The sequence below is a fragment of the Acetivibrio clariflavus DSM 19732 genome (assembly GCF_000237085.1).
Classification (GTDB): Bacteria; Bacillota; Clostridia; order Acetivibrionales; family Acetivibrionaceae; genus Acetivibrio; species Acetivibrio clariflavus.
In genome coordinates, this window is record NC_016627.1 from 1,955,150 (window position 1) to 1,982,133 (window position 26,984).

Below are 26,984 nucleotides of genomic sequence, written 5' to 3' on the forward strand. Positions count from 1 at the left end.
GTAATAATTGATGCCAAGGGCCAGACATTAGATGCAAGGCACTAAATATTAGACTTTTGTTACCGGAAGACATGGAGGTAGAAAAAAATGGATAAGATTTGTATAAAAAATCTGGATTTATATTACGGCGATTTTCAGGCGCTGAAGAAAATCAACCTGAATATAAAAGCAAATGAGATTACAGCCTTTATCGGGCCATCAGGCTGCGGAAAATCTACGCTTTTAAAATGCCTGAACCGAATGAATGACATTGTTGAAGGTTGCAGGATAACTGGTAAGGTCCTCCTGGATGGTGAAGACATTTACGGTGATATAGATATCAACCTGCTTCGAAAACGGGTGGGAATGGTTTTCCAAAAGCCCAATCCTTTTCCTATGAGTGTGTATGATAATGTGGCATTCGGGCCACGTACACATGGCATAAAATCAAAAATCAAACTGGACGATATAGTGGAACGGTCGCTCAGGCAGGCCGCAATATGGGATGAATTAAAGAGCCGCTTAAAAAAGAGTGCTTTGGAACTCTCTGGTGGTCAGCAGCAAAGACTCTGTATTGCGAGGGCATTGGCGGTACAGCCGGAAGTTTTATTGATGGATGAACCTACGTCAGCTTTGGATCCTATCTCAACATCCAAAATTGAAGACCTTGTTGTTGAGTTAAAAAAAGATTATACTATTATTATAGTTACCCATAATATGCAACAGGCGGTACGCATTGCAGATAGTGTAGCTTTTTTTTTAAATGGAGAAGTGATAGAATATGCAAGAGCGGAGAAACTGTTCTATATGCCACAGGATAAACGCACAGAGGACTATATAACCGGGAGGTTTGGGTAATGAGTAATAAATTTGATGAACAACTGGACCTTTTAAAGACTCAGATGATACAAATGGGTGCATTGTGCGAAGAAGCCATAGCAAGTGCAACAAAAGCGCTTATCAACGGAGATATGGAACTTGCCAAAAAAGTAATAACTAAAGATGAGGACATAGATAACAAGGAAAAGGAGATTGAAAGCATTTGTCTCAAATTGCTTCTACAGTTTCAGCCGGTTGCCAGGGATTTACGGCAGATTTCTTCTGCTCTAAAGATAATAACAGATATGGAACGAATTGGTGACCAAGCTGCAGATATTTCAGAAATTATCAGGCTTGCAAATATAAAGTCTGCAAATAACATAAGTCATATAGCAAACATGGCAAAGGCTACGATAAAAATGGTTACCGACAGTATTGATGCGTATGTACAACAGGATTTAAAACTTGCAAAAGCGGTAATAGATTACGATGATGTAGTAGACAATCTGTTTAATGATGTAAAAGCGGATATAATCAGGCTGATTAATGAAGATACTAAAAATGGTGAATTTGCTATTGACCTGATGATGATTGCCAAATATTTTGAACGGATAGGCGATCATGCTACAAATATTGCAGAATGGGTCATATTTTCCATTACCGGCAAGCATGTGGAGGAAGAACAATGATCTATTGTGTAGAGGACGATAGAAGCATTCGGGAGCTTATCATATATGCACTGAAATCCAATGGTTATGAGGCTGTAGGCTTTGACAAAGCTGAGCCATTTTATAAAGAATTGGAAAATAAGCTACCCGATTTAGTATTGCTTGATATCATGTTGCCCGGCGAAGATGGTATTGAAATATTGAAAAAACTAAAGGCATCACCGAAACTACGAAATATTCCGGTAATCATGCTTACTGCAAAAAGCGCAGAATATGACAAGGTTTTAGGGCTGGACAGTGGAGCAGATGATTATATTACCAAGCCTTTTGGTATTATGGAGTTCCTTTCCCGTGTCAAAGCAGTTCTCAGAAGATCAGGAAATGTAAGTAATCCATCTGAAATATCTGTTGGGCGGATAACGATGTATATTGACAAGCATGTTGTTATAGCAGATGGGAAAGAGGTTGCTCTTACGTTCAAAGAATTTGAGCTTCTAAAATACTTAATGGAAAATGCTGGCATTGTGCTGACAAGGGATAAGCTCCTGGAGGAAGTATGGGGATATGAATATGAAGGCGAAACTCGTACTTTGGATGTGCATATCCGTACCCTGCGGCAGAAGCTTGGAGAAGCGGGAGCGGTTATTGAAACGGTGAGAGGGGTTGGCTATAAGATCGGAGGAAAGGCATGAAAAAGCGTATTTATAAAAGCATGCTGGTGTTGGCCCTTATAATTATTTTACTTACCTCGTTCCTTATAACCGGAGCGATGTACCGGGCATTCTATCTCAGGATGCAGCAAGAAATCAGGAATGAAGCCATTTTTATATCATCCGCTTACAATCTAATCGGACAAGAGTTTTTTTCTAGCATTGCAGATCAAGAAAGCTCTAGCAGGATTACATGGGTAGCTAGTGACGGTACTGTTTTGTTTGATAATATGGCTGATGCAGAAAAGATGGAAAATCACCTCAACAGGCCGGAAATTGCCGATGCGTTGAAAAACGGATTTGGTGAAGCAGTTCACCTTTCCAAAACTCTAGGAACCCAGACCTTTTATTGGGCTGTCCGACTTAATGACGGCACAGTCCTAAGAGTATCAGCCACGACTAATAGTGTTTTTAAATCTGTTTTAGGTTTTTTTCCGTATGTCGCTTTAATTACATTGATGGTTATCTTGCTGACCATGATCATTGCCAACCTGTTGACGAAAAAAATCATTTTTCCTTTGAACAACTTAAATTTGGAGGATCCGTTGTCCAATGATGTCTATGACGAATTATCTCCATTGCTAACTCGCATGGCTAAGCAGAATGATCAGATTAAAAGTCAGTTCAAAAAACTGAAAGAGCAGAAGGAAGAGTTTAATGCAATTACGGAGAATATTAGAGAGGGAATCATAGTTTTAAACAACAAAGGCTTGATATTATTCATAAACAAAAGTGCCGCAGACATATTCAATGTCAGTACTCAGGATATAATTAACAAGCATATATTAACACTTGATCGAAGCATAACTCTTCAAAAGGCAATAGAGACAGCTATGGGAGGGCATTTATTTGAGGATATATTTGCCATAGGTGAAAATTCTTTTAATTTACTGGCTAGCCCTGTTAAGGATGAAGTGGTTGTCAAAGGAGTTATTCTGTTTATATTGGATGTAACAGAAAAACAATCCGCCGAAAAAATGCGCCGTGAGTTTGCCGCTAATGTGTCGCATGAACTTAAAACGCCTCTCACCTCCATTTTAGGTTACGCAGAGCTTATGAAAAGCGGCATGGTAAAACCTGAAGACATTTCCGAGTTTTCCGACCGCATATACAACGAAGCAAGGCATCTCATAGACTTGATAGAAGATGTGATACGGATCTCCAGACTGGATGAAAAAAATGTTCAGCTCCCCTTTGAAGAGATTGATTTATTGGAATTGGCAAAAGAAACAGTCGGCAGATTATCTTCCCTTGCACAGCAGAAACGGATAAAGCTATCAGTCGGCGGTGATAACGCGATCATTTTTGGTGTTAGACAAATTCTGGAGGAGATGATCTATAATCTTTGTGATAACGCAATCAAATACAATTATGAAAACGGCAAGGTTGATGTAAATGTAAAAACTTTCTCCGACCAGGTTGTACTAACCGTAGCCGATAATGGCTTTGGCATTCCGAGGGAGCACCAAAGCCGCGTGTTTGAACGCTTTTATAGAATCGACAAGTCCCATTCAAGGGAAACCGGTGGAACTGGTCTGGGCCTTTCTATTGTAAAGCACAGTGCCGAATTCCATAATGCAAAGATTCGATTGATGAGCAAGCCTGGAAAGGGTACAACGATTACAGTTATATTTAGTCGTGAACAATAGAACCGAATAGCACGGTGTTTTGTTGATATGTTTCCGCATACCTAGATTATTTTAAAAACAACCAAAAACCATTGACATGTTCCCGTAAACGTAAGGTTCAAAAAATCAGCCTAAGACATCAATCCAAGCGGCTCGGGCCATGTGGAATGTGTGACATTGATATCGAGATGTAAATTTACTGAATTGGTATTTGGCGTTAGATGATTATAAGATATAATAAAATAATAAGATGAGATGGAAGGCTGAAAGGAAAAGAATCAATTTCTGGATGATGTTTACATGTACACAATTTGTGGAGGTAAGTAATATGCAATACGCAATAGAATTGTATTTTGATAAAGTAACGGAACAGAAGCTTTTTAATCTGGCAAAAAGAATAGCAGATGAAAAATTGAGTACAAAATTTTTGGAATGGAAAACAAGACCTCACCTTACATTAGCTTGTTTTAATGATGTGGATGAAGAGAAATGTATTAAACTCTTAATAGAGTTTGCTAAAAGTCATAAGCGAATGCCTGCATGTATTGCTTCTGTAGGAATGTTTACTGATACAAAGACTATTTTTGTATCGCCTGTGATGAATAGTAGTATGTTTCAGTTTCAGCGAGAATTACACGAATATCTAAATGATTTTGATAAAAAAGGCTGGGAGTGGTATTGTCCAGATTGTTGGGTTCCACATTGCACCATCGCTCTGACTCGTGATGATGAGGACAGTGTTTTTTATAAGGCAAGCGATTTAATATTGCATGAATTCGAAAAAATGTATGGCGAATTCGTTTCGATAGGGTTAGTAAAAATAACAATGCCTGTCGAAGAGATATTTACTATTGAATTAAATAGATAATTTCTGTTAATGCAATAGAGGACAGTTTTATGTCTTGGACATCAATTCCGTCAACTCAACCTACGTCAAGACGGTCGTTCTTTTGTCCTACAAAAACTCCAGATGATTTTATCTGCGTAAAAATAGACTATAATAGTTAATACAGTTGATAGACAGAGGATGCTTTTGAAACGCAGATGACAGTTATGTTGACTCTTTTTGTGTTTTTGCTGGAGAGGCTGAATGAATAATATGTTTTACGGGAAACAGACATCGATTCAGTTAACTAGAGCCTTGTGGAGACGGACAGACTACTGGACGTGGCGGCACAAAATGGATTAGGCACCAGCGCCCCTGGCCGTATTCTGTTGACCGGATTCTCTAATTTCAGAGTTCACCGTCAGAATCTGTACGATAAATATAATCCACAAGGGAAATATCCCTTAGAGGATGGTTGGGGCGGTGCAAAAGTATTGGAGCGTATTGATGCACCTTATGAGGTCAGGGTATCAAATTCTCACCCGAAAAAATCGAAAGATGGACTTTATTATATCGATTATGAGATAATTCCTTTAGACGAGAATGCAAAGGTTACCCTGTCCCGGGTAGAGTTAATAGTAAACCAAAAAGTAATCAAATACTATACACAAGGTAATCTATTTAAGGGACAATTTATAATTGACACAAAGGAGTTGGACAATATATCTAATGGTAGCTTTTCCTGTGTTATCGGTGCCTGGGATAATATTTTCAACTTTAAACGTTCCATTGAAATAATTATGGATCCGTGAAAGCCGTATGCGGGAAAACCGAACTTCCAGTTCTGTGGGGGATGGGTTGCAAATTGCTTACCCTTCTACCCGGAGGTGGTAATACCTCTACTACTCTATCAAGGGTGAATAAGTAGAAGAAGTGAATAAGACTAAAGAAAGTTTCCAGACATTAATCCATTTTCTCGGAGGTTATCTTTTATACAATTGTGTCTGGAACCTTTTTTGAAAAAACAAGTTTTTTGGATTTCCACAGATAATCTTTGCAAAAGAAAGAATTGAGTTTGAAAAGTAACAATACGGTAATATTATTCTAAGTTACCTGAACCGGAATACCACAAAGAACTATTATGTAAAAACTGTAAGAAAAATAAAAGCTATTCAGATATATAATTACTAATCCCACTGTGTTTTTAAGTCGTTACACAGTGTTTTTTTATAATATTATGATTACACTTGATGACGGTAGTTTTGGATTTTTTTAACAATATGTAATGTTCTCAAGGATTAAAACTTCTGAAAGTATCTTTAAAGACTTGGAAGATATTATTGATTTTTATGGAAAAATTAGAAAATTTTACTCATAAAGTATGTTGAATATTGATAACTGATTTTATCATGTTAAACTAATTATATTTTATTGTACAAAAAATTGGTATTAAGATATGCACTTTTTTTCGATAATTTATATATAACAAAATTTTTGTCTTACAGTTTTTTTATCGTTATTGAGATTTAATGTTGACCGGCTTTATGATGACAAAACCTATAAACTATCCTGTTTCTGATATATCTTTTAAAAGCTTATGAATCTTCTATTGATAGCCTAACAATTAGCGCTTTTTTGGGTAATTTGCCAACAAAAAGTTAGTTACATAGTAACGTTAAGACCATGAATTTTACACCGTTGATGGATTATTTACTAGTAACTGTGAATGGTAAAATATAATTCACAGTTTTAGTTCAATAACACTTTTCGGTTTTTTAAGTATCTGTAAATAACCATATCAGAGCACTGGAAGTCCATATCTATAAAACAACCATATCCGATAATCATTGTCGAGATATCCTTTGCATCTGGAATTTTGATAAGATTATGCAACCAAACTTAACATAATTTATAAAAATTCGTTATCTGCGGTTGGTGGATACTTATGCAACCAGGGGTTACAATATACATATAAATCGGATTTTTGGAGGATGGTTTATGAGTATTGTAACGGTCCGAAATCTTGTCAAAGAATATCCGACATTTCGATTGAATAGTGTAAACTTTTCTCTGGATGCAGGAAAGATTACTGGTTTTATCAGCAGAAACGGTGCAGGGAAAACTACGACAATAAAATCTATGCTGAACCTTGTCCATCCCGACAGCGGCGAGATTATCTTTTTTAATAAGCCTCTGAAAGAACATGAAGCTGAAATCAAGAAGCAAATAGGATATTCCACCGGCATTGTAAACTGGTATCCGAGAAAGAAAATCAGAGATATCGTTGAAGTCACAAAGGGCTTTTATGATACATGGGATCAGACAGCATACCACAAGTTTCTGAAAATGTTCCGGCTGGATGAAAATAAGACCCCACGAGAATTATCGGAAGGTATGAAAGTGAAATGTAACCTGCTGCTGGCACTTTCCCATAAAGCCGAGATATTGATTTTGGATGAGCCTACCAGTGGTCTGGATCCATTTTCAAGAGATGAACTTTTAGAACTGTTTGGTGAGTTGAAGAAAACCGGTGTTGCAATTTTCTTCTCTACGCACATTATTTCCGATATAGAAAAATGCGCTGATGATATTGTATATATATCAGGAGGGAATATCGTTGCCGCAATGTCAAAACCGGATTTTGTGAGACAATTTTCAATGCCGGGCGAAAGTCTTGAGCAGACATTTTTAAGACTGGAAAGAGGTGAGCTAAAATGATTAATATATTAAGAAAAGAAATGAGGCTAAGTGCATCTATGCTTTCCTATCTGTTTATTGCTTTTGGCTTTATGTTTTTTATTCCCGGCTATCCGATACTCTGTGGTGTATTTTTTGTTACGCTTGGAATATTCTATAGTTTTCAAAATGCACGGGAAACCAACGATATTCTTTTTTCAACCTTACTTCCCATTGCCAAAAAAGATGTGGTAAAAGGCAAATTCCTGTTCTCGTGTTTTATCGAATTATGTAGCTTCACCCTGATGGTTGCAGTAACCATACTGCGAATGACAATATTTTCAGAATCAACGGTGTACAGAAACAATGCTTTGATGAATGCAAACCCATTCGCTCTCGGTATGGCTTTTGTGATATTTGGTCTGTTTAATTTTATATTCATCGGGGGCTTTTTTAAGACGGCGTATAATTTTGGCAAGCCCTTCTTTCAATACATTATATCTGCCTTCCTTACCATCGGAATTGGAGAGACACTTCATCATTTACCCGGACTTGAGAAATTGAACTCATTTGGTTTTGAGTATATAATACTTCAGCTGGGATTATTCGGTATAGGTGCGCTGTGCTATGTTCTGATGACCTTGCTTTCTTACAGGAATGCCTGTGAACATTTTGAAAAAATCGATTTATAAAGGAGTACGATATCATGCTGAAAGATAATTTGGTTATGCTTCGCAATATACATGGCTATTCTCAGGAAGAAATCGCGGAGAAAATAGGTATTTCCCGTCAGGCTTATACTAAGTGGGAAAGCGGAGCTACCATTCCGGATATTGAAAAATGCAGCTGTCTTGCAAAGGTGCATGGCGTTACTATTGATAGCTTAGTTAAAACCGAAACGGCGGAGGGGATTGGTATAATTCCTCCTGCCCCGAAGGGAAAAAATATCTGGGGTTCTGTTACAATCAACGAGCGAGGGCAGATTGTTATTCCGAAAGCCGCAAGGGAAAAGTTTGCGCTTACAGGTGGGCAGCGTTTGATTGTGCTAAGTGACGAGGAAGGTATTGCTCTTATACCCGCAGAAATATTTGAGTCCAAACTGAAGGACATAATGAAGTTTGGAGCTATGAAGATCGATGAAGAATAGAACTTGATGTTATCAATACAATATATTCTCTTTTTGATAAAATAAATAATAAAGGACGCAGCTTAGGGTAGTGAAAGGTATTACCGAAAGTTACGTCCTTTAATATACAAAATTCAAAAGAGTTGGTAATTTTAGAAAAGAAAGATTGAGAACATAAAAAATAAAGGATAACTTTTTTCTTTAGAAATTTGTATACATAACACTTCAATGAAAGTAAAGCGGCTTAATAAAGGTGCTTTTTTTGTGGTTTGAACCTTTCTGATTAAACTATAAGCCTAATTCTGCTAATTGCTATTAAAATTATATAGTGTTAAACTGATAAATGAAGTAATGCAATATAAATGCCTCAACTACATTATGTAGAGTTTTATTTAAGATGTTAGGCTTCTGTATATCAATAGGAGGAAATACGATGAAGTATAGAGAAGATAAATATGGGAACAAACTTTCTGTTTTAGGTTATGGATGTATGCGTTTTACAATGAAAGCAGGAAGGATTGATATAAAAAAGGCCAATGCCGAGATCATGGCAGCTTATGAAGCAGGCGTAAACTATTTTGACACGGCTTATATTTATCCAGGTAGTGAGGCTGCGTTAGGGACTATATTGGCTGACAATGGCATCCGTGATAAAGTCAATATTGCGACAAAGCTTCCTCATTATATGATCCGTAAGAAGGAAGATCTCGATAAATATTTTGAAGAGCAACTGAAACGGCTGCGTACAAATTATGTAGACTATTATCTCATGCATATGCTTTCTGATGTGAAGACCTGGGAGAGACTTAAGGGACTGGGCATAGATGAGTGGCTGGCAAAAAAGAAGGAAAAGGGGGCTATACGTCAGGTAGGCTTCTCGTATCATGGAAATTCGGATGCATTTTGCTCGCTCATCGATGCATATGACTGGGATTTTTGCATGGTTCAGTATAATTATCTGGATGAGACAACTCAAGCAGGACGCACAGGAGTTCAATATGCTGCATCCAAAGGATTGCCAGTGTTTATTATGGAACCGCTCAGGGGCGGTAAACTTGCCAGAAACCTTCCGGATAAGGCAAGACAACTCATTTCATCTTACCCGATTAAGCGCAGCCCGGTAGAGTGGTCCTTTCGATGGCTATGGAATCAACCTGAAGTAACCTGTGTCCTATCCGGTATGAATTCTCTTGAAATGGTACAGGAAAATGTGGAATATGCGGCTACTGCTGAAGTAAATTCGTTTACGGAAGATGATTTTAATCTGATTGCAAAGGTAAAAGAAGCCATCAATGAAAAGATGAAAGTACCCTGTACCGGTTGCCGTTATTGTATGCCTTGTCCTAAGGGAGTTGATATTCCGGGTACGTTGGCAGCATATAACAGGCGGTATACAGATGGTAAAATTGCAGGTTTTATAGATTATTTTATTTGTACAGCCCTCCGCAGGGACAGCACAGCTGCTTCTAATTGTATTGATTGTGGTAAATGCGAGCAGTATTGTCCGCAAAATATTTCAATTCGGAAAGAATTAAAGATTGCTAGGAGAGAATTGGAAGGTTATATTTATGGCATAACGAAGCGAGCAGTAAAGTTGTTTATGAGGTATTGAGCTTATATTATTAACTGATGAAGGATGGTTCAAAGTCTAAGATTTGAATAGTCATTAGAGTAAAAAATGAGTTCAGTGATGATGAGGTTGTAATTTCAGTTGAAAAGGAGTTGCCTTTGTTTTCCGTATCGAAAATGATTTTTCGATATTGAAATTATCTTATGATAAGGTTATCATTAAAAAATAATTTGTTATAAATAATTAACGATTAATAGATGTAAGGAGTATTATGAGAATGAGTGCCGATATAAAGTATCCACTGTACGAGACCACAGTCTTTGAAAATTTCCGGGTGATGGTCGAAAATGTGGCCAGAAAATATCCCGACAGAATAGCATATTCCTATAAAAAAGACCCGCGTGATACCAATACTGTTGATGTAACCTTCAGCGAAGTGCGTGATTATGTGAGGAATTTGGGTACAGAACTGATATCTTTAGGCTGTACTGATAAAAAGGTTGCTATTGTAGGCGAAACTTCATATAACTGGATCTGCAGCTATTTTGCGCTGATGGCTATAGGGGCGATCGTTGTCCCGCTGGACAAGGATATGCCTGTAAATGAATTAACGGGGCTGCTCGATTTTGCCGAGTGTGAATATATTGTCTACAGCACTTCAGTTGAAGAAAAGATCATGCAGATTGGTGACAGCGTTCCAACATTAAAGACCTATATATGCATGGGCGAGCCAAAAATGGAGCCAGCCCTCAAGCTTTCGGATCTGGCTGAAAGGGGAAAGGCAAAATTCGAAAACGGAGATAATTCATACTATGATTATGAAATTGATCCCGACAGGCTTGCGACCATCGTATTCACATCGGGAACAACAGGCAAGGGCAAGGGTGTTATGCTTTCCCAAAAAAATATAGCTTCAGACATGACACAGGGTATGTATCTCTTTGCCATAACACCAAAAACCATGTCAGTGCTTCCACCGCACCATACTTATTGCTCTACAGTGGTTTTTGTCGGACATTTTTCGCAGGGATGCACAACCTTTATTAACAGCGGACTTAAGTATTTCTTAAACGAAGTAAAGGAGCAGCAGCCCAGTCATTTGGTCCTGGTACCGTTATTCGTAGAAACTATGTATAAAAGGATATGGAACACAGCAGAAAAAAGCGGTAAGGCTAATATGCTAAAGCGTATGATAAAGGTTAGCAATTTCTTAAGGAAAATAGGCATAGATTTGCGGAGTGTTTTCTTTAAGAGCGTACTGGAGAATTTTGGAGGCAAGCTGGAGATGATCATTTCGGGCGGTGCCGCCATCAACCAGGACATAATCGACTTTTTTGATGCCATTGGAATAACTATTCTTAACGGATATGGTATAACCGAGTGTTCACCTTTGGTTTCATGTAACAGAAACAAGTATCAGAAAAAAGGCAGTGTCGGTATTCCGATAATAGGTGAGCAGGTCAAGATCAAAGATCCTGATGAAAACGGAGAGGGAGAGATTTGTGTTAAGGGCCCCAATGTCATGCTTGGCTATTATAAGAATCCTGAAGCTACAGCTGCTGCATTTGATGAAGAAGGCTATTTCATGACAGGAGATTATGGAAGGCTAGACGATGAGGGGTGGCTATATATTACCGGCAGACTGAAGAATATCATTATTCTGAGCAATGGCAAGAATGTATATCCTGAGGAGATCGAACAAGAGGTACAAAGGATACCCGGCGTTTCGGAGGTTGTTGTTTATGCAGGGGAAACAAAGAATCAGAGCAATAAGGAAGTTATTGTTGCCGAGATATTCCCGGATTACGAATTACTCAAATTAAAAGGTATTGAGGGTGCGCAGGCTATTAAAGAATACTTCAATAAGGAGATAAAGAATGTAAACAGCAGAATGGCACCTCACAAGACCATCAGAAAGGTGAAGATCCGCGAGGAGGAATTTATTAAAAATACTTCAAAGAAAATACTCCGTCATGCTATTGATAAGAGCATCGACAATGATGATTCCACAGAGGATTAAGAAAGTGGATATATTTTAATGCAAGAACAATATAATCAGGATATTGTAGTAAAAACTTAGTACAAAAGAGTATTGAGTTGGTAATAAGTTCGTCCCTTTTAAGATTGTAAAAGATATTAAAGACGAAGTGGATTATATAAAGTGAAAGCCAGCGTCTTTAGGCGCTGGCCGGTAACAAGCCTTATAGGTCTGAGTAATTGTTAATATCATTTCTTGTTTTATTTTTCCAAATCTTTTGGCCCAAAACCCATGGGAAGAATTTGTTCCAGTGTAAAAATTTCATAATTTTCCGGATCTTTTGCAAGTATCACTTGGAAGGTTTTTGGGTCACAAAATTCCATCATGACCTGACGGCACACACCGCACGGGGCACACAAATCCAGAGTGTCTGTTCCTTTTGGACCTCCGACAATGGCGATGGAGGAAAACTCTCTGACACCTTCGCTAACGGCTTTAAAGAAAGCAGTACGTTCAGCGCAGTTACCGGGGGTGTAGGCGGCATTTTCTATGTTGCAGCCGGTATACAGTTTCCCGTCTTTGGACAGTAGCGCTGCCCCAACTGCAAAATTAGAATAGGGTGAGTAGGATTGATTACGTGCTTGTAAAGCATGAGAAATTAACTCCGATGGTGTCATAAATATGCTCCTTTCCTATAAGTAAAGGGTAAAAGGTTACTTTTGCCCGTCTCATTTACTTCTGCTTTAAATACGGCTTGCCGCTGGCAGCAGGTACTCGGGATTTACCGACAAACAGCACCAGCGTAATGATTGTCACGACATAAGGAATCATAGAAATCAGGTTTGGTGATATTACGTTGCCTGACCCCAGTAAGACCTTTAAGCCGTTGCACAATCCGAACAGCAGACAGGCTCCCATGGCCCCGTGAGGGGTGAATTTACCGAAGATAACAGCGGCGATGGCGATGAAACCCTGACCGACAATAACTTCGGGACGGAATTGACTGACAGTGCACAAGGTAACATACGCACCGCCCAGACCGGCGAAAAAGCCGGAAGCAATCACAGCTAAGTAGCGGATGCGAAATACGTTGATGCCTTGGGTTTCGCAAGCCTTGGGATGTTCACCAACAGCCCGAAGACGCATTCCGAATCTGGTCTTATAGAAAATAAACCATACGACAGCCACTGCGACAAAGGCCAAATAAGTAGCAACGTAGGTGTTAAGTACATTGTTCCAAAAACTTCCCACTTCGAAAATACCGTTGAACAACTTGGGCAGCTTTTGGGATGTGTCCAGTGGAGGAGTGTTCGAAGATTGCTCAAACAGGGCTTTACATACGAAGATGGCTACACCGGGCGCCAAAAAGTTTATGGCAGTACCGGAGATGGTCTGGTCTGCACCGAAGGAGACACAGGCTATGGCGTGAATCAGTCCAAAGAGAGCACCAACCAGTCCACCGCATATAAAGGCCAGCCAGGCATTACCGGTGAAATGAGCTACTGCAGCACCTACAAAAGCACCGATGGTCATCATGCCTTCAATACCAATGTTAATGACGCCACTGCGTTCTGAAAAAGTGGAGCCCAGTGCAGCATAAAGCAAAGGAGGTGTAGCTATCAGTGTGGCGTTAATAATCAGGCCGAGGTTTTTAATCAATTCTTCCATTATTTCTCCTCCTTATTCTTAAGCCGTCTTGTAATTAAATAGCGGAATACATGTGATATAGCTATAAAGAGCACGATAGTGCCCATAATAATGTCAACCACTTCGGTGGGAGCATCAATTAAATTGAGCTTGGAACCACCGTATTTCATGGCACCGTAAAACAGCCCGGAAAAAATACAGCCAATGGGGTGAGAGCTAGCAATTAGTGCAACGGTGATTCCCTGGAAGCCGAAGCCCTCCTGTCCTGCAAACTGGCTGATGCGCATGGAGTTACCCATCAGTTGTACGGCACCGCCTAGAGCCGCCAGCGCACCCGACAGGCTCATGGCGATATACATGGTCTTGTCGGAATTAATACCGCCGTATTTGGCTGCGTGAGGGTTAAGCCCAACGGCCTGTACTCTATAGCCAAAAGTGGTTTTTGTGAGAATAAACCAAATAGCAACTGCTGCAATTATTGCCAGTAAAATACCGTAATTGGCTTTATTACTCTGAAAAATATTCTGCAGCGATTGGGGAAGCAAAATTCTTGCCGATTCACGAATATCCTTGGAAGCTTCACCGCCGCCTACCTTGTGAATTGTTTTAGTGTTAATTACGTAGTTTGAGAGATAAAAGGCGATCCAATTGAACATGATGAAGGACAAAACCTCATTGATGCCGAACCGGACGCGAAGCACTGCTACCAGGAAGCTCCACACCATACCTGCTGCAATAGCTGCCAGCATACATAGCAATACGTGTAAAACAGGATGAGCGTCCACCAGGATTCCTACACACAAAGCGGCCAGTGAACCTACAACAAACTGACCTTCTGCACCGATGTTGAAAACACCCATTTTGTAAGAAAAGGCCACGCTCAATCCCGTAAACACCAGCGGGGTTGCATAGATTACCGACCAAATGAGATACTTTGGACGGCTAAACACGCTGCTAAACAACTTTGCATATGCTTCCAGGGGACTGAAGCCGGCTGACCACAGAAAAATGCCACCGACCAGAAACCCGAAGAAAATAGCAATAATGGTATATAGAGCATTTTGATAAATTAGACCTTGTACTTTAATTTTTAAAATGTTCTGAGAGGTCTCGCTATTATGATTAATCTTCTGTTTCATTTTTGGTTCCTCCTGCCATCATCAGTCCCAGGACTTTTTCATTGGCCTTGTGGCCTGGTACACTGCCTACGATATTGCCATTGTAAATGACTTCAATCCGGTCGGAAAGGCTCATGATTTCATCCAGTTCAAAGGACACCAGCAGCACAGCTTTATTTTTATTGCGCTGTTCCACAATATATCGGTGAACAAACTCGATGGCGCCTACGTCCAAACCGCGAGTGGGATTTACTGCAATAAGCAAGTCCTTGTCGTTGGTGACCTCCCGGGCAATAATGACTTTCTGCTGGTTACCGCCGGACAGCTTGCCAGCTTCTTTGGTGCCGCCTTCTGCACCGCGGATGTCAAATTTACCGACCAATTCTTCCGCATGCTTATAAATATCATCTTTCTTTAAAATGCCGTGTTTGGAGAAAGGAGGTTTAACATAATTTTGCAGCACCAGGTTGTAAGCTACCGAATATTCCAGTACCAGCCCGTGCTTCTGCCGGTCGGCCGGAATGCTGGATACTCCGTTATCAAACAAAGTATGTGCATCGGCATTAAATAAATCCTTGCCGCCAATGATAACCTTGCCGGATTCGCCTTTTCTTAAGCCGGTTAAAATCTCCACCAGCTCGGTCTGGCCATTGCCGTCTACTCCGGCTAAACCCACAATTTCACCACGGCGCACTTTTAGGTTCAAGCCCTTAAGCACTTCAACGCCGCGGTAATCCTTAGCGTGGAGATCCTGTATGTCAATAATGACTTCACCGGGTTCAATAGGCTTTTTGTCCACCACAAATTGAACATCGCGGCCTACCATCATGGAAGCCAGATCGTGTTCACTGACAGCTTCCACATCGACAGTATTGATATATTTGCCTTGCCTGATAATAGTACATCTATCAGCCGATGCTTTGATTTCCTTCAGCTTATGGGTAATTAGAATCACGGTTTTACCATCGGCTGTGAGATTGCGGATGATATTGATCAGTTCTTCGATTTCCTGCGGAGTCAGCGAGGCGGTGGGCTCATCAAGAATAAGGATGTTAGCACCTCGGTACAGTACCTTGAGGATTTCCACACGCTGCTGCATTCCTACCGAAATGTCTTCAATTTTGGCATCGGGATCCACATGCATTCCATAGCGCTCTGAAAGCTCTTTTACTTTCCGGCGTGCCTTTTTGATGTCAACCACCATAGCTTTAGTGGGTTCCATGCCGAGAATAATGTTTTCGGTAACAGTGAAGGGTTCCACCAACATAAAGTGCTGGTGCACCATGCCGATGCCAAGTTCAATGGCATGGCTCGGATTCTCAATGTGCACAGGAGAGCCGAATATGGTAATGCTGCCCGATGTCGGTTTATACAGTCCATACAATATGTTCATCAGTGTGCTTTTTCCGGCGCCGTTTTCGCCAAGAATAGCGTGAACTTCACCTTTATAAACTGTTAGGTTGATGTGGTCGTTGGCCACGAAATTACCGAACTTTTTGACAATGTCAGTCATTTGAACGGCAACTGTGTTGGGATCAAAATGGCTTGTTTTTTTCAAATCCGTTTTTCCCTCCTTGTATATTTGTCTCACGGGAATTACGTGATGTATATGTATATATGGTTTATACAATTCAAATGATAATAATATCTTTAAAGCCTTTGGCTGCAAGTAGTCTGGCGTAATATTCCATTTGTTCGCGTGCAGGGATTTTCAAAGTATCCTTATATTGCTGGCGAACACCTATAGGACGATAAGATATAAGTTTATATCGTATGGGACGAAGGGACAAGAAGCCGCTAAGCATGTCGCCGGTTTGTATAATGGTTTGTTCTGCATCGAAAAGGCCGGGGGAAACTACTGTACGTACCTCATACAGTTTAGCCTTCGAGGCAAGAAACCTGGCATTTTTCAAGACAAGGGAATTGTCCCATCCGGTTACCCGCTTGTGTTCTTCAGAGTTACCAGCTTTAATGTCAAGCATCACGCCGTCGGTGACGGCCAGCAAATCAGGATATTGTTCAAAATCAAGAGTCCCATTGGAATCAATTAGGGTGGACAGGCCATGAGCCTGTGCCAGGGTAAACAGCTCAGTTAAAAACTCCGGATAAAGTGTACATTCCCCGCCCGAAACGGTGATACCGCGGATAAACGGAATTTGATTTTCTACCTTTTGCCAAACCTGTTCCGGTGTCATATCGAGGGTTTTGGGACTGCTGTCATGGGGACATACGTTAATGCACCTGTCACAATGGATGCATTTGGTGCTGTTGTAAACAACTTTCTGTCCTTCGAAGCTTAATGCCCCTGTGGGGCATGAGTTGATACATGTCCCACAGTGCACACATTTGCCTCTTGTTTCAGGGTTGTGGCAATACAAACAGTTCATATTACAACCTTGCAGAAAGATGGCTGTACGGTTACCAGGGCCGTCAACGGTGCTAAAGGGTATGATTTTGTTGACTGTGACCACCATAATTAGCGCACCTTTCTATCAAAAACTTTTCCGTTTTGGGCTGCGCCCATTCCCAAAGCGGTAGTGTCATGCAATACATTCTGACCACTTTTTAGCTTTTCGATTTCCGAGCGCTTGACCAAATAGCCCGTAATACGGATAACATCGCTGTTCTTCTCATAGAAGGACAGATAGCGTAATTCCTTGCGGAAAGAACCTTTTACAATATCCAGTACATATTCCGGATTTTGGTGAACAGTGATATCCATAGGGAAAATGTCACCCGTTCCGGATGGGAAATATTTATGGAAATGATTGATAACCATGAGGTGATCAATCATTTCGTCGGGTTCTTCCCCGATGGGGATACGCGTGCCCGGTGAGATATTTTTATCCTCTGAAATTCCTACTTGCGCATGAAGCAGAAAATGACCGCCGGTTATTTCGCAATATGGGTTATGGTGTTTTTCGTTGAATTCATATATCTGCCTGATAATGGATTCACCAAGTTCGGTGGCATACTCGTCATGACCGAAGCGACCGGGACGACCTTCTTTTTCCAGTAGGATGTTGACACACTCCGCCAGGCCTACCAGGCCAAACATGGCAGTAAAACGATTGCGACTGATAAAGCCTTCCTTAGCCAGGAAGTTATTTTCAAAGAAGCCGCTTTCTTCGACTTCGAAACGGATACGGGCGTCCATATACCGCGCCATGATGTCCATAACATAGGGCAGTTGGTTGGTTTTAAAATCCTCAATTCCGCTGGCACGTTTGGCAATATTGCCGAGAATCAGGCGGCAAAGGGTGTATGATCCGCCGCCTAACGGCAATCCGTTATAGCAGCTGGCAATGACGTAATTTTCGCCAAGTTCCTGTCTGAACATACAGTGGTTGGCAAAGCTGGGCTTGGCCGAACGTAAAGCTGTTTTTACAGCCTGAATGGCGAAGTCATCATCGGTAACACCTTCTTCGTATTTTAAGGTCAGATTGGGCACGGCCTGCATAAGCTCTGTCTCTAGCTCAAGCAGCAAGCGACCGGTACGTGTAGGCATAGGGCCGATATTTGCATGGGAGAAGGAGTCAAGAATAGTACGGTCCACATGCACCAAAAAGCCTCGCAGAAGTTTTTTGGCAGTAGCGTCGTCCACATTTTGTATAAAAGGTTCCAGCAGCATGTCCAACTGCCCCAGATAGACGGGGAAGTTGGTCACGCTGGGAACATGCTTGTAAAAAATAAGCAGAGAATTAAGTGCTTCATACAAGTCGGTAGGGGGCATAAGTTGCAGAAACCGGCTGCCTTCTTTCATGAATTTGGCGTAGTCGGGGATTATATATCGCGGGCGAAGAGGAGCGTGCCCCTCATTAAGGTCGCATATGCATTTTTTATCTTCCGGGACGTTCATCAGCTCGTCCAATCCTTCCGGCAAATCCAGTACTTCCAGAAGAGAATCGGCAGCATTGGCCAGTGAAGCAACCTTTTGCTCGTGAGTGAGTGTTGGACTTTTAATTATATCCAGTATTTTTTCGCGTGTTTCGTTCACACGCTGCATGGAAATATCTCTCAATTGATTGCCACCCTTCTTTGGATAATTAAGGTTGTTTTGCTTAAATAGTTAGAATTAGTCGTCTAATTCGTAGATGTTACCGTATTTTGCTTCAAATTCATCTTTGGTTTTCGGAACGGTAATTTTACCGCTGAGGATGTCCTGTTTAGCCTGGTTTACATAGTCAAGAACTTCCTTAGGCAAGTTGGTGGTAGTAGGAGCGATGTCCACACCTGCGGACTTTAGATCATAAGTGATGATACCGGATTTGAAATTGCCTTCCTTAACGGCTTTAGCAATATCAAAGCATGCATTGTCAACACGTTTCATAGCAGAGGTCAGAATATTTTCAGGAGCGAGAGGGGACTGGTCACTGTCTACACCGATTGCCCATTTGCCTGCATCTTTACAGCCTTCGATTACTCCCAGACCTGTGCCGCCTGCTGCATGGAAGATTACGTCCGCACCGTTGGTGATCATTGTAGTAGCAGCAGATTTACCGGTTTCGGTGCTTCCGAAAGAGTTAGCATTGAACTGCAGGATAGTAGCATTGGGGTTGGCATCTTTAACTCCGGCAAGATACCCATACCCGAACTCGTTCATGGTCTGGCTGACCATACCGACAACGAAGCCTACTTTGTTTGTCTTGGTCATTTTACCGGCAACAAGACCAACCAGATAAGAAGCCTGGCTCTGTTCAAACATCAGGCAGGTAACGTTGGGCAAATTGATGGATGCATCGTCGATGATGGCAAACTTCTGATTGGGATTAGCTTCAGCTGCTTTTTTAGTGGCATCAGCCAACATGTATCCTACACAGATGATGAGGTCATAGCCTTCATCGATAAAAGCCTCAATGTTGGGAGCATAGTCGGCATCGGTTGCAGATTCGGCATAGCGAACTTCTACCCCAAGTTCTCTTTGAGCGCGCTGAAGACCTTCCCAGGCAGATTGGTTGAAGGAACCGTCGTTTACACCGCCAATGTCGGTAACCATACCGATCTTAATCTTCTTGCCACCGCTGTCGTTGTTATTGTTATTATTGTTGTTAATGTTTTCAGGTTTCTTTCCGCTGCATGCGGTCATTGAAAAGACCATTATTATCGATAATAGTAATGCTAGAAACTTTTTCATGTCACTATCTCCTTTTCAATATATTTTTTATTTATTTTTTACTTTTCAGCATTGTTTAATTTATCTGAAACCTAAATTGTTTTTTAAATAATTCCCAGTGCAACTTCAATCATATTTTTGAAGCCTAGCTGACGTTCCTGAGAAGATAGCTGTGTACCTTTGTAAATGTGGTCAGATATAGACAGGATACACAAAGCATTTTTTCCTGCCTTGGCTGCATTCATATACAAAGCTGCAGCTTCCATTTCGATACACAACACGCCCATACTCTTCCAGGCATCGTTAGCACCTTTATTGGCGTTGTAGAACACATCTGTGGAAAGAACATTGCCGATGGCAACGCTAATTTCTTTTTTGCGCGCTTCCTCAATAGCTTTTTGCATCAGCACAAAACTAGCAATGGGTGCAAAAGTGCCGGGAAGTTGGTATTGGCTGGCATAATTGGAATCAGTGCAGGCTCCCATAGCAATGACAAGATCTTTTAGTTCCAGATCATCGCTTAAAGCACCGGCTGAGCCTATGCGGATGATATTGTCCACATCGTAAAAATTAAAAAGCTCATAGGAATAAATTCCGATAGAGGGAATACCCATACCGTGTCCCATAACAGACACCGGCTTTCCTTGATAAGTACCGGTAAAACCTAACATATTGCGAACAGTATTAAAGCAGGTAACATTTTCTAAATAGGTTTCAGCAATAAACTTTGCACGCAGTGGATCACCGGGCATAAGCACCGTTTTTGCAATTTGCCCTTCTTCTGCTGCGTTATGTGGAGTTGGCACTCTGCTCATGTTTCACCTCCTTGTATATGGTATTGCTTTCCGGAACCTTAATTGTAACTAATCATATTTTTTCTCCTTTTGGAAAAATTATTATCAAAAGAAAGGATATACTTTTCTGAAATAAAAGCTGTTACACGTATTTATAAAGGACACTGTAAATTCAAAGATCAAAAGTGCCTTTTATATTTTAGCACACGATGTCGAATTATACAATATAATGTCGAAAGTGTGACTTTGCCCGTGAGGGTATGATTAGGCAAAGAAAATGGTTAATGCATGGTGTGACTATTATATTTACGGTTTACTAAAAAGAGATACTGAAAAAATTAATTAATTATTCTAAGTAGTTTGTGTTATAAATTCCAATAAGTTATAATATAGGGTAATCAAGAGTATGTTTTTTAAATCACAGCAGTAGATTATTATTAATAAGGTGGTGATTTTGTCATGTTAAACGAAAGCTTATTTCCAATTCTAGAATTTGATTCAAATAAACACGCCAAGATTAATCCCTCAAGTGTTGTTAACAAGAAGCAAGTACCTAAAGCATGTGTTATTACTTTTTTCAAGGAAGTAATCAGAAAAAAACTGGAACGAGGTGAATTGGAGCAAATTGGTACAAGTCCTTCGGAAACAATAGATATTCCAATTTATGAAACTAAATATAATGGTTGTTCTGTGGGTCTTGTTGGTGGTTTTGTCGGAGCAGCAGGTTCGGCAGCATTGTTGGAAGAATTGATAGCATCAGGATTTGAAAAATTTATAGTTTGTGGTGGCGCTGGCGTTTTAAAGAAAGGTATTCAAGTAGGTCATTTAGTATTGCCTTACTCTGCGGTAAGAGATGAAGGTGTATCATATCATTATATCGAGCCATCACGTGAAATAGAATGCAACCCCGATGCTGTAAAAGTTATTGAGAGAATATTAAATAAAGAAAAAATTCCGTTTATTAAAGCAAAGACATGGACAACAGATGCAATTTTTAGAGAAACTGAGGATAAAATAGCAAAAAGAGTTTCAGAAGGCTGTGTTACCGTTGAAATGGAAGCAGCAGCATTTTTCGCTGTATCTAAATTCAGGAACGTTTTATTGGGACAGATTTTGTACTGCGGTGACGATTTGAGCGGAATCGAATGGGACAGCCGCTCCTGGCATAGCAGAGATTTAATAAGATCCAATCTCGTAGACTTATGCCTAAAAATAGCTACAGAATTATAGCTTAGAACAAGGGACGGTTCTTTGTTCTAAGATGAAAAATAAAACTGTATGCAGCGATTTTTGATTTATGCATTTATGATATTTACCATAGAGGATTTCTTAGATTCAATCCGATATAGAAACACCTTTGTCCGAACTTATAACAAGATTGATAATAATTTTATTACTTGATGGATTCGTATTGTAATTTAATAAAAAGTATATATAACAATTAATTGATGATAATTTCTTGTATTTATAAGAGGTATCTTGAAGGCAAGATAAGCCTAAAACGGCAGGTAGAGCATTATGGATTGTTTTACCGTTTGCCTGAGGGATACCTTGCTTTGTTAAGGGAAAATATAATAACTGTTGCAAAGACACTTTTAAAATATTTGAACGGGTAAGAGGACTATGATGAGTGAGTAGCAATAATCTTTAAAGATTCAAGAAGCATTTTTACAGAAAATGATAAAGGGGCAAAATCCCGGATATATATTTATGAAGGTGAAAAATATTCAAAAGATAGATAGATTTTGGTAACGGATAGAAACTGAAGAAAGTTCATGAAAAGGAGAGGAAACTTGATTTGAATAAAAAGTATTTTGCATATGGAAGCTGTACAAACTTTGAATCTTTCGGAGACACTATGAAAAAAGCAGAATGTGAAGATAAATTCAGTGTTTGCGGCATTGGCAGGCTTAATGACTATCGTCTGGCTTTCACGAGATATTCCATGAAGTGGGGAGGAGGCGTTTTAAATATAATAAAATCGCCTGGGGATTATGTTTTAGGAGTAGTTTATGATATTCCGGAACAGGCGGTATCGGCAATAGATAAAAGAGAGGGAGCGCCAAAATATTATAAGAGAATTGAGGATGTTGAAGTTGAAGTGGAAAATAAGCGGGTTAAAGTATTTACCTATGCAGTGGTTGAGAAGGATTTTGATGAAATCAAACCCGCATTGGAATATTTTGATACAGTGTATAAAGGAATGAAACAACACTTCCCTTCTGAATATGTAAACAAATATTTAATTGAGCATTGTAAAAACCGTTTTGGAATGTAAAATCAGCGAATGAAAAAATCAAAATATACAGATCATACTACCTGAAAGATATAAAACTTTAGGTAGTCTGTTTCCGGAACATTCCACAGGATAGGATGATCCGGCGCCTGCTGGCGTGCTTCAATCTGTCTGAGGGATACGGAAGCATCCTTTGCTGCACTTGCCAACATTTTGCGGAACAGGTCATCGGTCATGAAATGGCTGCAACTGCAGGTAGCAAGATATCCACCACGAGGCAGCAGTTTCATAGCTTTAAGGTTAATCTCCTTATATCCGCGGGCAGCAGACTGTACCGTCTTTCGGGATTTGGTAAAAGCCGGCGGGTCAAGGATTATATAGTCGTAATCTTTACATTTTTGTTCTACCAGTTTTGTCAACAGGTCAAATACGTCCTCGCACAAAAAATCCATTTTATCGTCCAAACCGTTGTGTACAGCATTTGATTTTGCCAGGTCAATAGCTGACTGTGAGATGTCTACACAGGTCACGTGTTCAGCTCCTCCCAACGCTGCATTAAGACCGAAGGAACCGGTATGGGTAAAGCAGTCCAGCACCCGTTTTCCTTTGGCAATACGGGCCACAGCCAGGCGATTATACTTCTGATCCAGGAAAAATCCGGTTTTTTGTCCGTTTTCCACATCTACCAGATATTTCACGCCGTTTTCGCATATCTCAGTTACAGCGGATTCAGGAACGGGTATGTTATCGGAACGGTACCAGCCTTTATATTCTGAAAGGTTTTCCTTTGCACGCAAGGCAATGTCATTACGTTCATAAATTCCGGTAATGGTTTCGCCCATTTCGGTAAGCACATCCCAGATAGCTTGGTAAATCGTGTCTTTGACAAGTTCCATACCGAGGCAGGTAATCTGTACCGACAGGATGCTGCCAAAACGATCCACTGTCAGACCGGGCATTTGATCAGCTTCACCGTGAATTATGCGGCAACAGGCGAAATCTGCACCGGGCATGACGGTTTTACGGTAATTAACGGCATACTCCACACGTCTGCGCCAAAAGCGAGCGTCAAATACATCATTGGCGTTGCTGGAAATAAGTCGAACAGTAATCTTGCTGGCATTATTGTAAAAGCCAGTACCGATATAGGCATTTCCGGCAAGCACATCCACCAGTTCGCCGTTTTGGGGTGTACCTTCTATTTTGCGAATCTCTTCACCGTATATCCACGGATGCCCGCTTTTTGCACTGCGCTCCGCTTTTGGAGATATCATGACTTTTGGATATTGCCGTTTCTGTTTCATTTGTATCACCTTTAGAAATAGAATTTTTATGCGCTGATTTTACCACATTTCTCTTCTGCCTTCAACGGTGGGCATCATTATAATGTGATTAAAAGGAATACTTTATTCTGAATTTAATGAAAAAGATTGCAGTGTACACCTTCCTTTAATGTATTTGATCTTATAAATGTAAACTGCCAAAATAAAACGGGAGGACGCTTCCAAAACACTGAAAAATAAGCTTTATTAAGCTATTCTCCGGGGGTTAAGTATCATTATTGGAGGTGTTTTTTAGTTTTATGTTCATCAAATCATAAGAGAAGTGGAATTTTTCAGGCATCAGTTTTATAATGTAGGCAGAATTAATAATTGACAATGATTGTTTTATATTTGATAATAATTATAATATGCAGTGAAAAATTTATAGCTTATAAATATTGATTATAAATAAAGTATTGGGGGATAGGTTAATGAAAAAACTAATGCTTGGTAATGAGGCTGTCGCCAGAGGGGCTTATGAGGCAGGCGTTACTGTTGCAGCTGCTTACCCTGGGACACCAAGTACAGAAATAACAGAGAATATAGCCAAATATGACGAAATATATTCCGAGTGGTCACCTAATGAAAAGGTTGCCCTGGAAGTGGCAATAGGAGCGTCCATAGCAGGAGCAAGGGCTATATGTTCAATGAAGCATGTTGGACTTAATGTTGCAGCAGATCCTTTGTTTACAGCTTCTTATACCGGTGTTAACGGCGGTCTGGTAATAATGGTTGCCGATGACCCGGGAATGCACAGTTCACAAAATGAACAAGACAGTCGATGTTATGCCAAAGGTGCAAAAGTTCCAATGCTAGAACCTTCCGACAGTCAAGAGTGTAAGGATTTTGTAAAAAAAGCTTTCGAAGTCAGTGAAAAATACGACACGCCGGTTATTGTAAGATTGTCAACTAGAATTTCCCACTCCCAAAGTATAGTAGAGATATGTGAAAGAAGTGAATACAAGCTTAAAGATTATGTCAAGGATCCCGCAAAATATGTAATGATGCCTGCAATGGCAAGACCAAGACATGTAGAAGTTGAAAAGAGAATGGCAGCTCTCAAGGAACTTTCCAATACCGATGAATTTAATAAAATTGAATGGGGAAACAAGGAAATTGGGGTTATAACCAGCGGTATTGCTTATCAATATGCCCGTGAAGCATTCGGCGATGTTTCTTACCTAAAGCTTGGTATGGTTCATCCCCTTCCCGATAAATTGATTAAAGAATTTGCAAGTCAGGTCAAAACCCTTTATATAATTGAAGAACTTGACCCGTTTATAGAGGAATATGTAAAAACTCTTGGAATTAAAGCTATCGGTAAAGAAAAACTGCCTATTATAGGCGAATACAGTGCAAATCTCATAAGAGAAAAGATTTTCGGCCAAAAAGTTGAAACTAAGCCTGTTACCGATGAGCAAATACCGGTAAGACCTCCGGTTATGTGTCCTGGATGTCCTCACCGCGGTATGTATTATGTTTTGAGAAAATTAAAACTTACAGTTAGCGGTGATATAGGATGTTATACTCTTGGTGCTCTTCCGCCAACCCAGAGCATGGATACCTGTGTATGTATGGGTGCAAGTATCGGCGGTGCTCTCGGTATGGAAAAAGCAAGAGGACCTGAATTTGGAAAGAAGACTGTAGCTGTTATAGGTGATTCCACCTTTATCCACTCAGGTATAACCGGGTTGATAGATGTAGTATATAACAAGGGTAATTCAACGGTTATCATACTGGATAACTCCATTACCGGTATGACTGGTCATCAGCACAATCCTACCACCGGTTTTACTATAAAGGGTGAACCTACAAAGCAGGTGGATCTCGAAAAACTTTGCAATGCAATAGGTATAGACAGAGTAAGAATTGTTGATCCCTTTGATATAAAAGAGTTTGAAAAGGTAGTAAAAGAAGAAACACAGGCCGATGAGCCATCGGTTATTATATCCCAAAGACCGTGCGCGCTTTTAAAGCATGTTAAATTTGAAGGACCTATCAGGATAAGCATCGAAAAATGTAAAAAATGTAAGATGTGTTTATCGGTTGGATGTCCTGCAATTGTTGACAAAGGCGACCATATAGAAGTTAATGAAGCTCTGTGTGTAGGCTGTATGTTATGTACAAAGGTATGTAATTTCAATGCTTTCGAAAAGGCGGGTGAATAAAAAATGGAAAAGCTTAATATAATGATAGTTGGAGTAGGTGGACAAGGAACTCTTCTTGCCAGCAGGGTTTTGGGAAATGTTGCAATGAAAATGGATTATGATGTCAAAGTTTCAGAAGTTCACGGTATGGCTCAGCGCGGCGGAAGCGTCGTAACCTACGTAAAATTAGGTGATAAAGTATATTCTCCTATAATTGAAAAGGGTGAAGCGGATATAATAATTGCCTTTGAAAAGTTGGAAGCTCTTCGTTGGATAGAATATTTAAAAGAAGACGGAACACTTATTTTAAATGATCAGAGAATTGATCCCATGCCTGTAATAACCGGTAAAGCAAAGTACCCGGAAAATATAGTGAAAAAAATAAAAAATAATTATAAAAACGTTATTTCAATAGATGCTCTTCAAATTGCAAAGGAATGTGGAAATATAAAAGCCGTAAACACTGTTTTGCTTGGAATTTTAGCCAAATCTACATCTATCGGCAAAGAGGTTTGGCTTGAATCCTTAAAAGAAAATGTTCCTGCAAAAGCATTAGACGTAAACCTTAAGGCTTTCGAAGCAGGTTATAGTGCTTAAACAGATTATGGTGTTTAATTATGAATAAAA

Annotated in this window: 24 protein-coding genes; 15 read left to right on the forward strand and 9 right to left on the reverse strand. The window is 40.1% G+C overall.

The window, feature by feature from the left end:
* Positions 1 to 87: 87 nt before the first annotated feature.
* The 11 genes from pstB (at position 88) to CLOCL_RS08390 (ending at position 12,022) form a co-directional block, all read left to right on the forward strand.
* Entirely contained in the window at positions 88 to 837 is a 750-nt protein-coding gene (gene pstB, locus CLOCL_RS08340) for a phosphate ABC transporter ATP-binding protein PstB (protein WP_011838136.1), read from the forward strand.
* Positions 837 to 1,487, forward strand: coding sequence for a phosphate signaling complex protein PhoU (gene phoU / locus CLOCL_RS08345; RefSeq protein WP_011838135.1), 651 nt, complete (start codon positions 837 to 839; stop codon positions 1,485 to 1,487). Before pstB ends, phoU begins: the two co-directional genes overlap by 1 nt.
* Positions 1,484 to 2,158, forward strand: a complete 675-nt coding sequence (locus CLOCL_RS08350) for a response regulator transcription factor (protein ID WP_014254909.1) — start codon at positions 1,484 to 1,486, stop codon at positions 2,156 to 2,158. Before phoU ends, CLOCL_RS08350 begins: the two co-directional genes overlap by 4 nt.
* The gene (locus CLOCL_RS08355) at positions 2,155 to 3,825 is read left to right on the forward strand and encodes a sensor histidine kinase (protein ID WP_014254910.1); all 1,671 of its coding nucleotides are present in this window, start codon (positions 2,155 to 2,157) and stop codon (positions 3,823 to 3,825) included. The genes CLOCL_RS08350 and CLOCL_RS08355 overlap by 4 nt, the downstream gene beginning before the upstream one ends.
* A 307-nt stretch (positions 3,826 to 4,132) precedes the next feature.
* A complete protein-coding gene (locus CLOCL_RS08360) occupies positions 4,133 to 4,672 on the forward strand; it encodes a 2'-5' RNA ligase family protein (RefSeq protein ID WP_014254911.1) in 540 nt (179 codons plus the stop codon).
* Between the two features lie 275 nt (positions 4,673 to 4,947).
* Positions 4,948 to 5,442 (forward strand): hypothetical protein, encoded by a 495-nt coding sequence (locus tag CLOCL_RS08365; protein ID WP_014254912.1) that lies wholly within the window; start codon positions 4,948 to 4,950, stop codon positions 5,440 to 5,442.
* Positions 5,443 to 6,628: 1,186 nt separating this feature from the next.
* The gene (locus tag CLOCL_RS08370) at positions 6,629 to 7,348 is read left to right on the forward strand and encodes an ABC transporter ATP-binding protein (protein ID WP_014254913.1); all 720 of its coding nucleotides are present in this window, start codon (positions 6,629 to 6,631) and stop codon (positions 7,346 to 7,348) included.
* Positions 7,345 to 7,998, forward strand: a complete 654-nt coding sequence (locus CLOCL_RS08375; RefSeq protein ID WP_014254914.1) for an ABC-2 transporter permease — start codon at positions 7,345 to 7,347, stop codon at positions 7,996 to 7,998. Before CLOCL_RS08370 ends, CLOCL_RS08375 begins: the two co-directional genes overlap by 4 nt.
* Positions 7,999 to 8,012: 14 nt before the next feature.
* Positions 8,013 to 8,453, forward strand: a complete 441-nt coding sequence (locus CLOCL_RS08380) for a helix-turn-helix domain-containing protein (protein ID WP_014254915.1) — start codon at positions 8,013 to 8,015, stop codon at positions 8,451 to 8,453.
* A gap of 412 nt (positions 8,454 to 8,865) precedes the next feature.
* On the forward strand, positions 8,866 to 10,044 hold the full coding sequence (locus CLOCL_RS08385; protein ID WP_014254916.1) for an aldo/keto reductase: 1,179 nt from the start codon (positions 8,866 to 8,868) through the stop codon (positions 10,042 to 10,044).
* Between the two features lie 235 nt (positions 10,045 to 10,279).
* A complete protein-coding gene (locus tag CLOCL_RS08390) occupies positions 10,280 to 12,022 on the forward strand; it encodes an AMP-dependent synthetase/ligase (RefSeq protein WP_014254917.1) in 1,743 nt (580 codons plus the stop codon).
* Between the two features lie 218 nt (positions 12,023 to 12,240).
* Here the strand turns inward: CLOCL_RS08390 and cdd are convergent, their stop codons facing one another.
* The 8 genes from cdd to deoD all read right to left on the reverse strand — a co-directional run bounded on the left by cdd (position 12,241) and on the right by deoD (position 20,673).
* Complete coding sequence (gene cdd / locus CLOCL_RS08395) at positions 12,241 to 12,657, reverse strand: cytidine deaminase (protein WP_014254918.1); 417 nt, start codon at positions 12,655 to 12,657, stop codon at positions 12,241 to 12,243.
* 55 nt (positions 12,658 to 12,712) lie between these two features.
* Positions 12,713 to 13,648 (reverse strand): ABC transporter permease, encoded by a 936-nt coding sequence (locus CLOCL_RS08400; RefSeq protein ID WP_014254919.1) that lies wholly within the window; start codon positions 13,646 to 13,648, stop codon positions 12,713 to 12,715.
* Positions 13,648 to 14,766 carry an ABC transporter permease gene (locus CLOCL_RS08405; protein WP_014254920.1) on the reverse strand — a complete coding sequence of 373 codons (1,119 nt, stop codon included), beginning with the start codon at positions 14,764 to 14,766 and terminating at the stop codon, positions 13,648 to 13,650. The genes CLOCL_RS08400 and CLOCL_RS08405 overlap by 1 nt, the downstream gene beginning before the upstream one ends.
* On the reverse strand, positions 14,750 to 16,303 hold the full coding sequence (locus CLOCL_RS08410) for an ABC transporter ATP-binding protein (protein WP_014254921.1): 1,554 nt from the start codon (positions 16,301 to 16,303) through the stop codon (positions 14,750 to 14,752). Before CLOCL_RS08410 ends, CLOCL_RS08405 begins: the two co-directional genes overlap by 17 nt.
* Before the next feature lie 73 nt (positions 16,304 to 16,376).
* Entirely contained in the window at positions 16,377 to 17,219 is an 843-nt protein-coding gene (locus CLOCL_RS08415) for a YjjW family glycine radical enzyme activase (protein ID WP_014254922.1), read from the reverse strand.
* A 2-nt stretch (positions 17,220 to 17,221) separates the two neighbouring features.
* Positions 17,222 to 18,751, reverse strand: a complete 1,530-nt coding sequence (locus tag CLOCL_RS08420; RefSeq protein WP_014254923.1) for a YjjI family glycine radical enzyme — start codon at positions 18,749 to 18,751, stop codon at positions 17,222 to 17,224.
* Between the two features lie 69 nt (positions 18,752 to 18,820).
* Positions 18,821 to 19,879, reverse strand: a complete 1,059-nt coding sequence (locus CLOCL_RS08425; protein WP_014254924.1) for a BMP family lipoprotein — start codon at positions 19,877 to 19,879, stop codon at positions 18,821 to 18,823.
* Positions 19,880 to 19,962: 83 nt separating this feature from the next.
* Complete coding sequence (gene deoD, locus CLOCL_RS08430; RefSeq protein WP_014254925.1) at positions 19,963 to 20,673, reverse strand: purine-nucleoside phosphorylase; 711 nt, start codon at positions 20,671 to 20,673, stop codon at positions 19,963 to 19,965.
* Between the two features lie 438 nt (positions 20,674 to 21,111).
* On the opposite strand from deoD, the gene CLOCL_RS08435 reads away from it, so the two are divergent.
* On the forward strand, positions 21,112 to 21,882 hold the full coding sequence (locus CLOCL_RS08435; protein WP_014254926.1) for a nucleoside phosphorylase: 771 nt from the start codon (positions 21,112 to 21,114) through the stop codon (positions 21,880 to 21,882).
* 568 nt (positions 21,883 to 22,450) lie between these two features.
* On the forward strand, positions 22,451 to 22,930 hold the full coding sequence (locus CLOCL_RS08440; RefSeq protein WP_014254927.1) for a gamma-glutamylcyclotransferase family protein: 480 nt from the start codon (positions 22,451 to 22,453) through the stop codon (positions 22,928 to 22,930).
* Between the two features lie 32 nt (positions 22,931 to 22,962).
* Here CLOCL_RS08440 and CLOCL_RS08445 read toward each other — a convergent pair whose 3' ends face one another.
* Positions 22,963 to 24,192: a class I SAM-dependent rRNA methyltransferase gene (locus tag CLOCL_RS08445; protein ID WP_014254928.1), complete on the reverse strand. Its 1,230-nt coding sequence runs from the start codon at positions 24,190 to 24,192 to the stop codon at positions 22,963 to 22,965.
* A gap of 449 nt (positions 24,193 to 24,641) precedes the next feature.
* Between CLOCL_RS08445 and iorA the strand changes: the two genes are divergently transcribed.
* A complete protein-coding gene (gene iorA, locus CLOCL_RS08450) occupies positions 24,642 to 26,378 on the forward strand; it encodes an indolepyruvate ferredoxin oxidoreductase subunit alpha (protein WP_014254929.1) in 1,737 nt (578 codons plus the stop codon).
* Between the two features lie 3 nt (positions 26,379 to 26,381).
* Positions 26,382 to 26,954: an indolepyruvate oxidoreductase subunit beta gene (locus CLOCL_RS08455; protein WP_014254930.1), complete on the forward strand. Its 573-nt coding sequence runs from the start codon at positions 26,382 to 26,384 to the stop codon at positions 26,952 to 26,954.
* Positions 26,955 to 26,984: the final 30 nt, after the last annotated feature.

Bases quoted from the DNA above. Each gene is read 5' to 3' on its own strand.
- phoU (WP_011838135.1), top strand. From the start codon at position 837: ATGAGTAATAAATTTGATGAACAACTGGACCTTTTAAAGACTCAGATG.
- CLOCL_RS08435 (WP_014254926.1), top strand. From the start codon at position 21,112: ATGTTAAACGAAAGCTTATTTCCAATTCTAGAATTTGATTCAAATAAA.
- pstB (WP_011838136.1), top strand. From the start codon at position 88: ATGGATAAGATTTGTATAAAAAATCTGGATTTATATTACGGCGATTTT.
- CLOCL_RS08375 (WP_014254914.1), top strand. From the start codon at position 7,345: ATGATTAATATATTAAGAAAAGAAATGAGGCTAAGTGCATCTATGCTT.
- CLOCL_RS08370 (WP_014254913.1), top strand. From the start codon at position 6,629: ATGAGTATTGTAACGGTCCGAAATCTTGTCAAAGAATATCCGACATTT.
- CLOCL_RS08355 (WP_014254910.1), top strand. From the start codon at position 2,155: ATGAAAAAGCGTATTTATAAAAGCATGCTGGTGTTGGCCCTTATAATT.
- cdd (WP_014254918.1), bottom strand. From the start codon at position 12,657: ATGACACCATCGGAGTTAATTTCTCATGCTTTACAAGCACGTAATCAA.
- CLOCL_RS08455 (WP_014254930.1), top strand. From the start codon at position 26,382: ATGGAAAAGCTTAATATAATGATAGTTGGAGTAGGTGGACAAGGAACT.
- deoD (WP_014254925.1), bottom strand. From the start codon at position 20,673: ATGAGCAGAGTGCCAACTCCACATAACGCAGCAGAAGAAGGGCAAATT.
- CLOCL_RS08390 (WP_014254917.1), top strand. From the start codon at position 10,280: ATGAGTGCCGATATAAAGTATCCACTGTACGAGACCACAGTCTTTGAA.
- CLOCL_RS08405 (WP_014254920.1), bottom strand. From the start codon at position 14,766: ATGAAACAGAAGATTAATCATAATAGCGAGACCTCTCAGAACATTTTA.
- CLOCL_RS08415 (WP_014254922.1), bottom strand. From the start codon at position 17,219: ATGGTGGTCACAGTCAACAAAATCATACCCTTTAGCACCGTTGACGGC.
- CLOCL_RS08425 (WP_014254924.1), bottom strand. From the start codon at position 19,879: ATGAAAAAGTTTCTAGCATTACTATTATCGATAATAATGGTCTTTTCA.
- CLOCL_RS08445 (WP_014254928.1), bottom strand. From the start codon at position 24,192: ATGAAACAGAAACGGCAATATCCAAAAGTCATGATATCTCCAAAAGCG.
- CLOCL_RS08385 (WP_014254916.1), top strand. From the start codon at position 8,866: ATGAAGTATAGAGAAGATAAATATGGGAACAAACTTTCTGTTTTAGGT.
- CLOCL_RS08420 (WP_014254923.1), bottom strand. From the start codon at position 18,751: ATGCAGCGTGTGAACGAAACACGCGAAAAAATACTGGATATAATTAAA.
- CLOCL_RS08400 (WP_014254919.1), bottom strand. From the start codon at position 13,648: ATGGAAGAATTGATTAAAAACCTCGGCCTGATTATTAACGCCACACTG.
- iorA (WP_014254929.1), top strand. From the start codon at position 24,642: ATGAAAAAACTAATGCTTGGTAATGAGGCTGTCGCCAGAGGGGCTTAT.
- CLOCL_RS08360 (WP_014254911.1), top strand. From the start codon at position 4,133: ATGCAATACGCAATAGAATTGTATTTTGATAAAGTAACGGAACAGAAG.
- CLOCL_RS08350 (WP_014254909.1), top strand. From the start codon at position 1,484: ATGATCTATTGTGTAGAGGACGATAGAAGCATTCGGGAGCTTATCATA.
- CLOCL_RS08380 (WP_014254915.1), top strand. From the start codon at position 8,013: ATGCTGAAAGATAATTTGGTTATGCTTCGCAATATACATGGCTATTCT.